The sequence below is a fragment of the Variovorax sp. IB41 genome (genome assembly GCF_016405905.1).
In the GTDB taxonomy this organism is placed as follows: Bacteria; Pseudomonadota; Gammaproteobacteria; order Burkholderiales; family Burkholderiaceae_C; genus Variovorax.
Genome location: NZ_JAEFCB010000004.1, coordinates 61,602 through 75,569 on the forward strand (window position 1 = coordinate 61,602; position 13,968 = coordinate 75,569).

The window sequence follows — 13,968 nt, forward strand, 5'->3', positions numbered from 1 at the left end:
TCACCTGCTTACTTACCAACGCTTGCCGGACTGGTTGTCCAGAAGCGGTTTGACCCTGGCCGAAATGGCTTCGCGCGCCCGGAAAATACGTGAGCGCACCGTGCCGATAGGGCAATCCATGACCTCGGCAATCTCTTCGTAACTCATCCCCTCGATCTCGCGCAGCGTGACCGCCTGGCGCAGCTCGGCGGGGAGCGCTTCCATGGCTGCCTCGACGGCGCTGGCGATTTCATTCGCCGCCATGACCGATTCGGGGGTTTCGTCGCTGATTGGTTCGTTTCCGGGACGGTAAGTTTCATCGTCGTCATCAGAAGACGGCCGCAGCGCGCTTTCGGAGATGGTCGGATCGCGCTTCATGTCCACCAGCGCCTTCTTGGCGGTGTTGACCGCGATCCGGTAAAGCCAGGTGTAGAACTGCGCCTCGCCGCGAAACTGGTGCAGCGCGCGATAGGCGCGGATGAAGGTTTCCTGGGCAATGTCCTCGACCAGGTCGACGTCGCGCACCATGCGGCCGATCAGGCGTTCGATGCGGCGCTGGTACTTGATGACCAGGAGCTCGAAGGCCTTCTGGTCGCCCGCGACCGTGCGCTGGACCAGCTGGAAATCGACCTCGCCCGGGCGCGGCGCTTCGGCCGACGCGTCGGGCGACGCACCGCTCGACACATCGGTCAGGCCGGAGTCCGGCGGCACAGGCGGGGGAGAAGTTGTCATCGACGGGGTTTCAGGGCGCGTCGGCGGGTGCCGTCGCGCGCCACGGATCGCCTGCGGGCTCGGCGGCCGGCGCACGCGCATAGGCCGCCCGGCGAACATCGCGCCAGCGCTCGGGCATGGTCCGCTGCTCGAGCCAGATCCAGCGCGCGGCGCGGCCCGACTCCGAGAGCCTGACCAGCATCAGCGACTGGAAATCGAGCGCGACCGTGGCCCGCGCCGCATGAACGCCACGGGTCGGATCGGCCCCCGTCAGGGACCAGTGAAGCCCGTCGAAATGCAGCGTGGCAGCGCCATCGCGCCGCAAGCCGAAGCCCGCAGCCACGCCAGAGAAGACAACGCTGAGAACCAGCAGCAACTGGCGCCATCCGGCGCTATCGAAGAGATAGCAGGATGCGCCGGCGCAGCAGGCGCCCAGGGTCCAGAGAACGACAAGAATCCGGGTCGCGCCGCGTGAGCGCCCCACCGGATAGGTCACCGACGGCGCGCTGTGCATGGGAGAGCAATGCTCAAGCGCGCTTGAACACCAGCGTGCCGTTGGTGCCGCCGAAGCCGAAGTTGTTCTTGACCGCGACATCGATCTTCAGATCGCGCGCCTCGTTGGCGCAGTAGTCGAGATCGCACTCCGGATCCTGGTTGAAGATGTTGATGGTCGGCGGGCTCTTCTGCTCGTGCAGTGCCAGCACCGTGAACACCGATTCGATGCCGCCCGCGCCGCCCAGCAGGTGGCCGGTCATGGACTTGGTCGAATTCACGACGAGCTTCTTGGCGTGATCGCCGAAGGCGAGCTTGACCGCGTTGGTCTCGTTCAGATCGCCGATCTGCGTCGAGGTGCCGTGTGCGTTCAGGTACTGCACCTGGTCGGCGTTGACGCCTGCGTTGGCCAGCGCCAGCGACATCGAGCGGCGGGGGCCGTCCACGTCGGGCGCGGTCATGTGGTACGCGTCGCCGGTCAGGCCGAAGCCCGCGACTTCCGCGTAGATCTTGGCGCCGCGCGCCTTGGCGTGTTCGTACTCCTCGAGCACCAGCACGCCGGCGCCCTCGCCCAGCACGAAGCCGTCGCGGTCCTTGTCCCACGGGCGCGAGGCCGTGGCGGGATCGTCGTTGCGTGTGCTCAGCGCGCGAGGCGCGGTGAAGCCGCCGATGCCGAGCGGGGAAATGGTCGACTCGGCACCGCCGGCGATCATGACGTCGGCATCGCCGTACTCGATCATGCGTGCCGACGTGCCGATGGCATGCAGGCCCGTGGTGCAGGCGGTCACGACGGCGATGTTCGGGCCCTTGAAGCCGTACTTGATCGACACGTGGCCCGAGATCATGTTGATGATCGACGCCGGCACGAAGAACGGCGAAATGCGGCGTGGGCCGCGGCTCGCGTATTCGCCATGCGTCTGTTCGATCATCGGCAGACCGCCGATGCCCGAGCCGATGTTGCAGCCGATGCGCACGGCCTCTTCATAGGACAGCGCTTCGCCGGTCGGCAGTCCGCTGTCCTGCACCGCCTGGATGGCGGCGGCAAGCCCCAGATGAATGAAGCGGTCCATGTGACGCGCTTCCTTCTCCGAGATGTATTGGGTGATGTCGAAACCCTTCACCTCACCGGCGAACTTGCAGGCGAAGGCGCTTGCATCGAACGCGGTGATGTTCGCAATGCCCGACTTCCCGGCCAACAAGTTGGCCCAGGATTCGGTTGCGGTGTTTCCGACAGGAGCGATGCAACCGAGTCCGGTCACGACGACGCGGCGTTTGGTCATGCCGGCAAACCTTTCTGGAAGCGCTGAACAGTTGCTGGTCGGCGCGTGCGGTTCACTAAAAAGCCGCCGGCCGCAGTCGCAGTGTCAGCTGGCCAATCAGGCCTTTTGATTCTTGGTGGCGTAGTCGACGGCGTTTTGCACCGTGGTGATCTTCTCGGCATCTTCATCGGGGATCTCAATGCCGAACTCGTCTTCGAGTGCCATCACGAGTTCGACCGTGTCGAGCGAGTCAGCGCCGAGGTCGGCCACGAAAGCCTTTTCGTTCGTCACTTGAGACTCTTCCACGCCGAGTTGCTCGGCGATGATTTTCTTGACACGTGCTTCGATATCGCTCATTTGGTTCCCTCTGAGGGTTGTAGGTAATCGGTGGATTTTAGCCGGGCGGATTGTGGCATTTGCCTCACCCCCGGTACGGGAAAGATTGCGCCTTGCGGCTACATGTGCATGCCGCCATTCACATGCAACTCCTGCCCGGTCACGTAGGACGCCTGGGGCGATGCCAGGTACGCCACCGCATGCGCGATGTCGGCCGGCTTGCCCAGGTGACCCAGCGGGATCTGTTGCAGGAGTGCTTGTTGCTGCGCCTCGGGCAGGCTCGCTGTCATGTCGGTTTCGATGAAGCCCGGCGCGACGCAGTTGACGGTGATGTTGCGGCTGCCCAGTTCGCGGGCCAGCGCGCGGGTCATGCCCGAGACGCCGGCCTTGGCGGCCGCGTAGTTGGCCTGGCCGGCGTTGCCGGAGGCGCCCACCACGCTGGTGATGCTGATGATGCGGCCGTAGCGCTGCTTCATCATCGGGCGGATCACCGCGCGCGAGAGGCGGAACACGGCTTTGAGGTTGGTGTCGAGCACCGCGTCCCAGTCGTCGTCCTTCATGCGCATGGCGAGCGTGTCGCGCGTGATGCCGGCGTTGTTGACCAGCACGTGGATCGCGCCGTAGGCCTGCACGATCTCGTCGATCAGCGCCTCGACGGCACCAGCGTCATTCACATTCAGCGCACGGCCACGGCCGTCGAACGCACTCAGGGCCGAAGTGATCTTGGCCGCGCTGTCCTCGGTGGTGCCGGTGCCCACGACCTTCAGGCCGCGCTGCGCCAGCTCGAGCGCAATCGCTGCGCCGATGCCGCGCGATGCGCCAGTGACCAGGGCGACTTGCCCTTCGAATTTGGGAATGCTCATATAAAAAGTATCGGGGCCTTGCGCCGTTCAGCCGGCGAGCGATTGTCGGGTGTCCGCAAGCGTCGCCGGGTCGTACACCGACGCGGCTTCGAGATCGGGGGCGATGCGCTTGACCATGCCGGCCAGCACCTTGCCGGGCCCGCACTCGATGATGGCGGCTACACCGCGCAGTTTCAAGGCCTGCACGCTCTCGACCCAGCGCACCGGGCCGGCCGCCTGGCGCACCAGGGCGTCGCGGATGCGGTCCGGGTCGGTCTCGACGGCCACGTCGATGTTGTTCAGCACCGGAATCTGCGGCGCGGCGAGCGTGAGGGTGGCGAGCTTTTCGCGCAGCGCCTCGGCGGCGGGCTTCATCAGGCTCGAATGAAAAGGCGCCGAAACGGGCAGCAGCAGCGCGCGCTTGGCGCCACTGGCCTTGAGCAGCTCGCAGGCCTTGTCGACCGCGGCCTTGCTGCCGGCGATCACGGTCTGCGCGGGATCGTTGAAATTCACGGCTTCGACGATTTCTGCGCTGCCTGCGCCGAAGGAGGCCGTCGCTTCCGCGCAGCCTGCCACGACCTTGCCGGACTCCATGCCCAGCACGGCAGCCATGGCGCCGACACCGACAGGCACGGCCTGCTGCATGGCCTGCGCACGGAAACGCACCAGCGGCGCGGCTTGCGCCAGCGTCAGCACGCCGGAAGCCACCAGCGCCGAATACTCGCCCAGCGAATGGCCGGCCACGACGGAAGGCGTTGCGCCGCCTTCGGACAGCCAGGCGCGCCAGGCCGCGACACCGGCGACCAGCATCACGGGCTGCGTGTTGGTGGTGAGCGCCAGATCTTCCTTCGGGCCGTTCTTGATCAGCGCGCCGACGTCTTCGCCCAGCGCATCAGAGGCTTCGCGCAGCGTCTCGGCCACGGCCGGGTGGTCACCCCAGGCGTCGAGCATGCCGACGGCCTGCGAGCCCTGACCCGGAAAAACAAAAGCAAAGGATTTCATTGTTCTATGCGTCATGTCGCATCGCAGCCCAAAAAGGACCGCGACACGCTACAGATTCAATAGCACGGCGCCCCAGGTGAAACCACCGCCCACGCCTTCGAGCATGAGGGTTTCGCCCTTTTTCACCTTGCCGGAGCGCACCGCTTCGTCGAGCGCCAGCGGAATCGAAGCAGCCGAGGTGTTGCCGTGCTCGTTGACCGTGACGATCAGCTTCTCGCGCGGCAGCTTCAGCTTCCTGGCCGTGCCTTCCATGATGCGGATGTTGGCCTGGTGCGGAATCAGCCAGTCGATGTCCGCCTCGGTCTTTCCGGCCTTGGCCAGCGCCGTGCGCGCCGCCTCTTCGAGCACCCGGACCGCCAGCTTGAACACGGCCTGGCCATCCATGTGCAGCAGCGGCGTGCCCAGCACGTTGCCGCCGGACACGTGGCCCGGCACGCACAGGATGCCGACGTGCTTGCCGTCCGCATGCAGGTCGCTCGACAGGATGCCGGGCTCGTCGCTGGCCTCGAGCACCACGGCGCCCGCGCCGTCGCCGAACAGCACGCAGGTGGTGCGATCGTTGAAATCGAGGATGCGGGAGAACACTTCGGCGCCGATCACCAGCGCGCAGCGCGCGCTGCCGGTGCGGATCATCGCGTCGGCCACGGTCAGCGCATAGACGAAGCCGCTGCAGACCGCCTGGACGTCGAACGCCGGGCAGCCAGCGATGCCCAGCTTGTTCTGGAGAATGGCAGCCGACGACGGGAACACCATGTCGGGCGTCGAGGTCGCGACGATGATCAGGTCGACGTCGCTGGCCTTGCGGCCTGCCGCTTCGAGTGCGTGCTTCGCTGCCTCGAGACCGAGATCGCTGCTGCCGACATCGGGCGCGGCAAAGTGACGCGCGTGGATGCCGGTGCGCTCGACGATCCACTGATCGGAGGTTTCGATGCCGCGCGACGCCAGTTCCTTGGCGAGATCGTCATTGGTCACGCGGCGTGGAGGCAGATAGCTGCCGGTGCCGGTGATGCGTGAAAAAGGGGTCATCAAACGTGAAGGGCCGTCGCGTCGACCGGCACCGCCGGTTCCTGCCGCGCGAGCAAAGGCGCGGCGTGGGCGATGCGGGCCCGCACGCGATCGAGCAGGTTGTTGCGAGCGGCATCATAAGCGCGATCCAGCGCATGGCCGAAAGCCACTTCGTCGGCCGAGCCATGGCTCTTGAAAACCAGGCCACGAAGGCCCAACAAGGCCGCCCCGTTGTACCGACGGTGATCCAAGCGGCTTTTGAACGCTTTTAGAACCGGGTAAGCAACAATTGCCGCAATCTTCGTAAAAATGCTTCGCGAAAATTCGACGCGAATGAACTCGCCGATCATCGAGGCCACGCCTTCGCTGGCCTTCAGCGCAACATTTCCAACGAAACCGTCACAGACGACGATATCGGTCGTGCCCTTGAAAATATCGTTGCCTTCGACGTTGCCGTAGAAGTTCAGATCTTTGGAGTTGGCAGCCGTACGCAGCAATTGACTCGCTTTTTTGATCGTTTCGCTGCCCTTGATGGCTTCTTCGCCAATATTGAGCAGGCCGACCGACGGCGCTTCATTGCCGGTCAGCGCCGAAACCAGCGCCGAACCCAGCACGGCGAACTGAAGCAGGTCCTCCGCATCGCAATCGACATTCGCACCCAGATCGAGCACGGTGGTCGCGCCACCTTTCGCGTTCGGGAGCTGCGGGGCGATCGCGGGGCGATCGATGCCGTCGAGCGTCTTGAGCAGGTAGCGAGCGATCGCCATCAAGGCGCCCGTGTTGCCGGCGGAGATGGCCGCCTGGGCGGCGCCGTCCTTGACCTGCTGGATCGCGACGCGCATCGAAGAATCCTTCTTCTTGCGCAGCGCGATTTCGATGGGATCGTCCATGCCCACCACCTCGCTGGCAGCGACGATGCGGGCGCGTGGATGTGCGGCGAACCCCGCCAGCGCGGCCGGCGCACCGACCAGCAGCAACGAGGCTTCGCTGTGCCGCTCGAGAAACGCGCGGCAGGCCGCAAGCGTGACGCGCGGCCCATGGTCGCCTCCCATGCAATCCACGGCGAGCGTGATTGCGGAAGGCGCAGCGGTAGATTCGGGAGAAAAAGACGTAGCCATCAAAACAAAGGCCCGACGCTACAGGGAAAGTAGCTTCGGGCCTTGGCCTTGGGATGCGAGATCAGGCTTCAGACTTGTTCTTGAGCACCTGACGGCCACGGTAGAAACCGTTCGGGCTGATGTGGTGGCGCAGGTGCGTTTCGCCAGTGGTCGGCTCCACGGCGATGCCGGGCACGACCAGTGCGTTGTGTGAACGGTGCATGCCGCGCTTGGAAGGCGACTTCTTGTTTTGCTGGACGGCCATGATGGCTCCTGGACTGTTAGGTGAGTGACTGGATGCGCTCTCAAGCGGTGGCGATACAAAAAAGTGAATGGCATGTATGGAATGCCCTTGTCTGTATCGCTGCTCACGGCGGTGCGCGCGAAGCCCATGATTATAGCCTAGGCGCCGGGAAAGGGCTACTTGCCCTCTTTCGGCTTGCGCGAATGCAACGTTCCGAGCACCGCGAACGGGTTCGGCTTGGCTTCCTCGGCCGCCTGGAAATCATCGTCGCTGGACGACAGGCGAACCGGCTCGGGGCAGACGTCGTGGACGGGCATGACTGGAATTTCCATCAACAGCTCGTCCTCGATCAGGGTGTGCAGGTCGAAATCCCGGCTGATGACCAGGAGATCCTCGTCGGATTCCTCGTCCTCCGACTCCGCCGTGGCCTCGTCGGCGACGAAACGGAACCAGCGGTCCACCACGAGTTCCGTCTCGACGGGCGCCAGGCAGCGCTGGCAGGTCAGCGGAACGATCGCCTCGGCTTCCAGGTGCAGCCAGGGCTCGGCCTTGCCATCGGCGCCCGGGCGCTCCTCGCCGGTGGCCTCCCAGTTGACGACGGCATCGGCGGCCGGATCCGCCAGTTCGGCGACAAGGCGCGCGTAGTTCGGGACGGGGTCGGCGGCATTCAGGGTGGCGGCTGCGGCGGCAAAGCCGGCCACGTCGAGCCGTTCGGGGGCAAATTCTCTCTTCATCCGCGCCAGTCTAGCGCGCCGGCCGCCTCGCCGGCATGGAGCGCGCCAGAAGGTTCTTGCGCGGCTCACGCACAATCGTCCCCATGCAACGCCCCGTGATCCTCGCCTCGACCTCGCGCTACCGCCGCGAACTGATGAACCGCCTTCGCCTGCCCTTCGATGTGCACGCCCCGGAAGTCGATGAAACCGCACTGGACGGCGAAACGCCCCGTACGCTGGCCGAGCGCCTCGCCCTGGAAAAGGCCAACGCCGTCGCCGCCCGCTTTCCCGAAGCGGTGGTCATCGGCTCCGACCAGGTGGCCGACCTCGCGGGCGAAGCGCTCGGCAAGCCCGGCGACCACGCCCGCGCCTCCGCCCAATTGCGCCGGATGCGTGGCCAGACGCTCGTATTCCAGACCGCCGTCGCCGTCGTCTGCCATGCGACGGGCTTCGTCCAACGCGACCTGGCGCCCGTTCGCGTCGTGTTCCGCGAACTCAGCGACGCCGCCATCGAGCGCTACCTGCAGGCCGAGCAACCCTACGACTGCGCCGGCAGCGCCAAGAGCGAAGGCCTCGGCATCGCCCTCCTGAATGCCATCGACAGCGACGATCCAACCGCGCTGGTCGGCCTTCCGCTGATCCGCACCTGCCAGATGCTGCGCGCCGCGGGGGTCGAACTCCTGTGACCCACGGCAAGCTCTACCTCGTTCCCGCGCCGCTCGATTTCGGCTGCGATGTCCAGGCCCCGCTGCAGGACGCGCTGCCGCTCGGCACCCTGCAGGTGGCCGCCGGCATCACGCACTGGATCTGCGAGAACGCGAAATCCGCCCGCGCGTACCTCAAGCGCATCGACGCGGTCGCACCGCTGGCCGCCCCGCTGCAGGCGCAGGTCATCCAGGAACTGCCGCGCGAAGTGCACAAGAAAGGCGATCACGCCGGCCAGTTCGACGCCCGGCCGCTGCTGGCCGCCGCGCTCGAAGGCCATGACATCGGCCTGCTGAGCGAAGCCGGCATGCCGGCGGTGGCCGATCCGGGCTCCTCGGTGGCACGCGCCGCGCACGACCTGGGGATCACCGTGGTGCCGCTGACCGGCCCGGTCTCGCTGCTGCTGGCGCTGGCCGCGAGCGGCCTGAACGGCCAGAACTTCGCCTTCGTCGGCTACCTGCCGCAGGACGCGAGCGAGCGCCAGACCCGCATCCGCGAACTCGAGGCGATCGCCCTCAAGACCGGCCAGACGCAGCTGTTCATCGAAACGCCCTACCGCAACGCCGCCCTGTTGCAGGCCCTGGTTCAGACGATGCACCAGAACACCCGCCTTGCCGTCGCGCGCGGCCTGACCCTCGCGACATCCCACGTGCGCAGCGAGACTGTGAAATCCTGGCGCGCCAAGCCGCAGACCGCAACGGACGAACGCCTGCCCGCCGTGTTCGCGATCGGGCGCTGACGATGGTGGTGGTGACCGTCGGCACGCGCTGGGCTTCGCGCGCGCAGTTCTTTTCTTCCGGCTTCATCTTCGCGACCTGGGGCGTGCACGTGCCCACGGTCAAGGCGCACTACGGCCTGGACGAAGCCCAGCTCGGACTGGCCCTGCTCGCCGCGGGCGCCGGCGCGATGTTCGGCCTCACCAGCGCGGGTCGCTGGATCGGCCGCCACGGCCCGCGCCGGATCGCCGGCCTTTGCGGCTGCATCTATGCGCTGCTGCTGGCCGGCCTGATCGCCATGCCGGGCTATTTCGCGCTGATGGGCCTTCTGGCCGCGTTCGGCCTCGTCACCAGCGTGTTCGACGTGGCCATCAACACCGAGGCGGCACAGCTCGAATTGCACAGCGGCACGCCGCTGATGAGCGGCATGCACGGCATGTTCAGCCTGGGCGGCATGGCCGGTGCCGCGAGCGGCAGCGCAGTGCTTGCGGCGGGCATGGGCGCGCAGGCGCACCTGCTGCTGGTCGCAGCGGCGATGGTGCTGCTGGTTGCCGTGTCCTCGACACGCATGCTGCCCAAGGCCGCCACGGGCACCACGGCCGGCGCCGACCACAGCTTTCGCCTGCCCCGCGGCCCGCTCGCGGTGCTCGGCGTGCTGGCCGCGCTGGGCCTGATCGCCGAAGGCGCGATCTACGACTGGAGCGTTCTCTATATGCAGCAGGAGCTGGGCAGTCCGCAGAAGCAGGCGGCGTTGGCCTATGCGGCCTTCTCCGCGGCCATGGCGGCCGCGCGCTTCGGTGGGGATGCGATGCGGGCCCGCTTCACGCCTGTCGCCTTGTTGCGCGGAAGCGGCGTGCTGGCGGCGGCCGCGATGACGCTGGTGCTACTGACCGACCTCCCCTGGCTCGCGCTGGTCGGCTTCGCGGGTGTCGGCATCGGCTTTGCGAACGTCGTGCCGATCCTGTTCGGCGCCTCGGCCCGTGTGCCGGGCGTGGAGCCCGCGAGCGGCATCGCGTCGGTGTCGGCCGTGGCCTATCTGGGATTCATGGCCGGCCCCGCGGTGATCGGCCTGCTCGCGCGGGCCAGCTCGCTGACCGCCGCGCTCTATGTGGTGGTGATCTTCGCCGCGGCGCTGGCCGCCTCGGCCCGCTTCACGCGCAGCGAAGAAACGGCCTGAGGCCGGTCTGCTTCAGCGCAGCGCAGGCGTCGCCACCTGCAGCGAGCGCACCGAGGCTTCGCCCATCGCCGCGCCGAACTTCTTGGCCAGCTTCTCGGCCACGTTGTCGCGGCGGGTGTAGTCGATGACTTCTTCGGCCTTGATCACCTCGCGCGCCACGAAGTCGACGTTGCCCAGCTGATCGGCCAGGCCGTACTCGACCGCCTGCTCGCCGCTCCAGAAGAGGCCGCTGAACAGGCCCGGGGTGTCGAGCTTGAGGCGATCGCCGCGGCCGGTCTTCACCACGTTGATGAACTGCGCATGGATCTGGTTGAGCATCGTCTGGGCGTGCGCGCGCTGCGCATCGCTCATCGGGCTGAACGGATCGAGGAAGCCCTTGTTCTCGCCGGCCGTGAGGAGGCGCCGCTCCACGCCGACCTTGTCCATGACGCCCGTGAAGCCGAAGCCGTCCATCAAGACGCCGATGCTGCCGACGATGCTGGCCTTGTCCACGAAGATCTTGTCGGCGCCGGCGGCGATGTAATAGGCGGCCGAAGCGCAGGTTTCCTCGACCACCGCGTAGACCGGCTTCTTGTGCTTGGCCTTCAGGCGCTTGATCTCGTCGTTGATGATGCCGGCCTGCACGGGGCTGCCGCCCGGCGAGTTGATCAGCAGCACCACGCCCTTGGCGCCGTCGTCCTCGAAGGCCGTCTTCATGGCGGCCACGACGAATTCGGCGCTGGCGTCGCCGCCCGCTGCGATCTCGCCCTTGATCTCGACGACCGCCGTGTGGGCCGTGGTCTTGGCAGTGCTCGGCGTGCTGCGCGAGAGCGCGAACCACGCCAGGAAGATGAAGAAGGCGAGCCACGAAAGACGCACGAAGGTCTTCCAGCGGCGGGTGGACTTCTGCTCGCTCAGCGCGGCGAAGGCCAGCTTTTCAAGCGTTGCGCGCTCCCAGCCGGGGCGCTGTGTGGGGTCTTGAGCCATGTTCTTGGGGGTGTCTTGCGGGGGCGTGAGAGGAGCTACCGGCTCGAACGGATCGAAACCTTCAGGGTCCCTGCGAGTCGGGTCGGTCATGTGTCAGAAGGTGAGAGGTTGGAGGTTCCAGTCAGTATGCCAGTGCACCACGCCGTCGCGTTCGCTCAGGGCGATCTTCACGAGGCCGCCGCGGCAGGGGCCGCCCATGCATTCGCCGGTATCGGGCGAATAGACCGCGCCATGGGTGGCGCACAGCAGCCACTGGCCGGTGTCGTCGAAAAAGCGGTCGGGCTGGAAGTCCATTTCCATCGCCACGTGGCTGCACCGGTTGAGGTACGCGTGCGGCTGGCCCTCGAAGCGCACCGCGAACGCGCGGCAGGTTTCGCCGCCGTGGACCACGTCGAACGGCACCGCCCTGCCGCCTTCGACGAGGTCCGAGGCATTGCACAGCGGGATCTGCGCTTCGCTCATGACGAAATTCTCAGGCGTTGTCCAGGAGCCACGCCTCGAGCGCGGGCACCGTGTGGGCGATGAACAGCGGCTTGAACTCGTCGAAGCTCGCCGGCTCGTGCGCGCCGTAGCTCACGCCGACGCTGGCGCAGCCGGCGTTCGTCGCCAGCTGCAGGTCGTGCGTGGTGTCGCCGATCATCAGCGTGCGCTCGGCGGGCACGTCGAGCTCCTCCATCAGCTCCAGCAGCATGCGCGGATGCGGCTTGCCGAAGGTTTCGTCGGCGGTGCGCGAGGCATCGAAGCGATCGCGCAGCGCGACCGATTTCAGCGCCTCGTTCAACCCGCGGCGCGACTTGCCGGTGGCCACGGCCAGCTTGTGGCCGCGCGCGCGCAGGGCGTCGAGCATCTGCAGCACGCCGTCGAAGAGCACCAGATCGTCCTGGTGCTGCAGGTAGTGATAGCGGTAGCGCGCGCCGAGCTCGGCGTACTTTTCCTTGGGCACATCGGGCGCCGCGCGCGCGAGCGCTTCGGCCAGGCCGAGGCCGATCACCCAGGCGGCGTCGTTCTCGGTGGGCTTGGCGCCGCCCACATCGATGACCGCGGCCTGGATGCAGCGCACGATCAGGCGCGTGGAGTCGTAGAGCGTGCCGTCCCAGTCGAAGGCGATCAGGTCGAAGCGGGGAGGTCTTGCAAGGGAATCAGTCATGGGCCGTGGGAGTGGGGTGTTGGGCCAGCGCCTGGAGCGCGGAGGGCGGCATCAGCGCGTGCAGCTCGGGCGGCAGGTCGGCCTGCAGCGCGATGCGCTCGCCGCCCGCCGGGTGGTTGAACTGCAAGCGCCATGCGTGAAGAAACATGCGCTTCAGGCCAAGTTTCTGCAAGGCGCGCTGGCGCTCGAAATCGCCGTATTTGTCGTCGCCCGCGATCGCATGGCCAGCCGAGGCCAGGTGCACGCGAATCTGGTGGGTGCGCCCGGTCTTGATCGTCACCGCCAGCAGTGACAGCGGCGTGGCGTCGCCCGGCAGCGTGAGGCGAGCGAGCACGCGAACGAGCGTCACGGCGCGCATCGCGTCCGGATGGTCCTTGGCGACCACGCGCACGCGACGTTCGCCGGCACCGGCGCCGGAACCGTCGGGCAGCAAATACTTGGCGAGCGGCGCATCGAGCACCTTCTTGTTGGCGGGCCAGTCGCCTTCGACCAGCGCGAGATACGTCTTGCCGGTTTCGCGCTCGCGGAACTGGTCCTGCAACGCCACAAGCGCGCTGCGCTTCTTGGCGACCAGCAGGATGCCGGAGGTTTCGCGGTCCAGCCGGTGGACCAGCTCCAGGAATTTGGCGCCCGGCCGCGCCGTGCGCAGCTGCTCGATCACGCCGAAGCTCACGCCGCTGCCGCCATGCACCGCCACGCCGGCAGGTTTGTCGATGGCCAGCACGGCGTCGTCTTCGAGCAGAACCGGGAATTCGCGGGCGGGCGCGGGAGGCGTGGCGCCCTCCTCCGCACGGGGCGAAATCCGCACCGGCGGCAGCCTGAGCACGTCGCCCACCTCGATGCGGGTCTCGGCCTGCACGCGCCCTTTATTGATGCGCACCTCGCCCGACCGGATGATCCGGTAGACGTGCGTCTTGGGCACGCCTTTCAGATGGCGGAAAAGAAAGTTGTCCAGGCGCTGCCCGGCCGACTCCGCGTCGACAGTGATGAATTTGATGGCGCCGTGCGCGGCCGCCTCGGCCCCGGCATTTCGATCTGCGGGATTTGGAGCGGTCTCGGGGCTTTGCTTCGCACCTATAATGTTTTTCACCAGCGCGGTCGTGTAAGTGCTTGATTAGACAGAAGTTTAGAGCACTGACGACCATGCTGTGAGGTCGATGCCGCTTTGGCGCCGAGCTGCAAACCCCGCGCAATTGCGCAAAGTGGCAGGCCCGGCACCCAAGTCAAGCCGACACCCACGAAACACCGATACGGAATACCCAGCCTGCAGCTTCCAAGCTGCCGGCGGATCGAAGCGAGTCCCTTGTTGTGTTGATGCTGCTGATTCAAATATGCCTTCGCTGGCCGACCTGGCTTCTGCCAGCGGCCTCCGGCATTGGATCTTCTGCAGCGCGCGCCCCCCTTGCGCAACCGGCTATCGAAAAGATCGCCACTCAACACCGAATCTGGCTCGCGCCCATCCACGCGCCCCCACCCCGGCTGTCTTCTTGAGCTGACGCTCGAGAGGCCTGTTCGCGCCTGGCGCGGCAGTCACAGCATCCGGGGCCAAGCGGCAATTCCCTGGTTTCGCGGGCGTC

General features: G+C 66.7%; 17 protein-coding genes. 3 read left to right on the forward strand and 14 right to left on the reverse strand.

All coding sequences use genetic code 11. From position 1 onward, the window contains the following. Window positions 1-12: 12 nt before the first annotated feature. The 10 genes from rpoE to JC881_RS10645 form a co-directional block, all read right to left on the reverse strand. Window positions 13-711, reverse strand: coding sequence for an RNA polymerase sigma factor RpoE (gene rpoE / locus JC881_RS10600; protein ID WP_198785684.1), 699 nt, complete (start codon window positions 709-711; stop codon window positions 13-15). Window positions 712-721: 10 nt separating this feature from the next. Beyond that, complete coding sequence (locus JC881_RS10605) at window positions 722-1,204, reverse strand: hypothetical protein (protein WP_198785685.1); 483 nt, start codon at window positions 1,202-1,204, stop codon at window positions 722-724. A 13-nt stretch (window positions 1,205-1,217) separates the two neighbouring features. Further along, window positions 1,218-2,462 carry a beta-ketoacyl-ACP synthase II gene (gene fabF, locus JC881_RS10610; protein ID WP_198785686.1) on the reverse strand — a complete coding sequence of 415 codons (1,245 nt, stop codon included), beginning with the start codon at window positions 2,460-2,462 and terminating at the stop codon, window positions 1,218-1,220. A gap of 96 nt (window positions 2,463-2,558) precedes the next feature. Beyond that, window positions 2,559-2,798, reverse strand: a complete 240-nt coding sequence (gene acpP / locus JC881_RS10615) for an acyl carrier protein (protein WP_007830471.1) — start codon at window positions 2,796-2,798, stop codon at window positions 2,559-2,561. Window positions 2,799-2,896: 98 nt separating this feature from the next. After that, complete coding sequence (gene fabG / locus JC881_RS10620; protein WP_198785687.1) at window positions 2,897-3,640, reverse strand: 3-oxoacyl-ACP reductase FabG; 744 nt, start codon at window positions 3,638-3,640, stop codon at window positions 2,897-2,899. A 27-nt stretch (window positions 3,641-3,667) separates the two neighbouring features. After that, a complete protein-coding gene (gene fabD, locus JC881_RS10625) occupies window positions 3,668-4,621 on the reverse strand; it encodes an ACP S-malonyltransferase (protein ID WP_198785688.1) in 954 nt (317 codons plus the stop codon). A gap of 48 nt (window positions 4,622-4,669) precedes the next feature. Then, a complete protein-coding gene (locus JC881_RS10630) occupies window positions 4,670-5,647 on the reverse strand; it encodes a beta-ketoacyl-ACP synthase III (RefSeq protein WP_198785689.1) in 978 nt (325 codons plus the stop codon). After that, on the reverse strand, window positions 5,647-6,744 hold the full coding sequence (gene plsX / locus JC881_RS10635; RefSeq protein ID WP_198785690.1) for a phosphate acyltransferase PlsX: 1,098 nt from the start codon (window positions 6,742-6,744) through the stop codon (window positions 5,647-5,649). The genes JC881_RS10630 and plsX overlap by 1 nt, the downstream gene beginning before the upstream one ends. Window positions 6,745-6,805: 61 nt before the next feature. Next, entirely contained in the window at window positions 6,806-6,988 is a 183-nt protein-coding gene (gene rpmF, locus JC881_RS10640; protein ID WP_007830466.1) for a 50S ribosomal protein L32, read from the reverse strand. A gap of 155 nt (window positions 6,989-7,143) precedes the next feature. Beyond that, window positions 7,144-7,701 carry a YceD family protein gene (locus tag JC881_RS10645; protein ID WP_198785691.1) on the reverse strand — a complete coding sequence of 186 codons (558 nt, stop codon included), beginning with the start codon at window positions 7,699-7,701 and terminating at the stop codon, window positions 7,144-7,146. An 83-nt stretch (window positions 7,702-7,784) separates the two neighbouring features. Between JC881_RS10645 and JC881_RS10650 the strand changes: the two genes are divergently transcribed. The 3 genes from JC881_RS10650 to JC881_RS10660 are packed head-to-tail and all read left to right on the forward strand — an operon-like array spanning window position 7,785 to window position 10,278. Next, window positions 7,785-8,366, forward strand: a complete 582-nt coding sequence (locus tag JC881_RS10650) for a Maf family protein (RefSeq protein WP_198785692.1) — start codon at window positions 7,785-7,787, stop codon at window positions 8,364-8,366. After that, the gene (locus tag JC881_RS10655; protein WP_198785693.1) at window positions 8,363-9,124 is read left to right on the forward strand and encodes an SAM-dependent methyltransferase; all 762 of its coding nucleotides are present in this window, start codon (window positions 8,363-8,365) and stop codon (window positions 9,122-9,124) included. Before JC881_RS10650 ends, JC881_RS10655 begins: the two co-directional genes overlap by 4 nt. Window positions 9,125-9,126: 2 nt before the next feature. Continuing rightward, on the forward strand, window positions 9,127-10,278 hold the full coding sequence (locus JC881_RS10660) for an MFS transporter (RefSeq protein ID WP_198785694.1): 1,152 nt from the start codon (window positions 9,127-9,129) through the stop codon (window positions 10,276-10,278). A gap of 12 nt (window positions 10,279-10,290) precedes the next feature. Here the strand turns inward: JC881_RS10660 and JC881_RS10665 are convergent, their stop codons facing one another. From JC881_RS10665 to JC881_RS10680, 4 genes are read right to left on the reverse strand one after another with little or no spacing between them, the layout of a single operon-like run. Then, window positions 10,291-11,334: a S49 family peptidase gene (locus JC881_RS10665; protein WP_198785695.1), complete on the reverse strand. Its 1,044-nt coding sequence runs from the start codon at window positions 11,332-11,334 to the stop codon at window positions 10,291-10,293. 3 nt (window positions 11,335-11,337) lie between these two features. Continuing rightward, the gene (locus tag JC881_RS10670) at window positions 11,338-11,706 is read right to left on the reverse strand and encodes a Rieske (2Fe-2S) protein (RefSeq protein WP_198785696.1); all 369 of its coding nucleotides are present in this window, start codon (window positions 11,704-11,706) and stop codon (window positions 11,338-11,340) included. A 10-nt stretch (window positions 11,707-11,716) separates the two neighbouring features. Further along, entirely contained in the window at window positions 11,717-12,391 is a 675-nt protein-coding gene (locus JC881_RS10675; RefSeq protein WP_198785697.1) for an HAD family hydrolase, read from the reverse strand. Then, the gene (locus tag JC881_RS10680; protein ID WP_198785698.1) at window positions 12,384-13,481 is read right to left on the reverse strand and encodes an RluA family pseudouridine synthase; all 1,098 of its coding nucleotides are present in this window, start codon (window positions 13,479-13,481) and stop codon (window positions 12,384-12,386) included. Before JC881_RS10680 ends, JC881_RS10675 begins: the two co-directional genes overlap by 8 nt. Window positions 13,482-13,968: the final 487 nt, after the last annotated feature.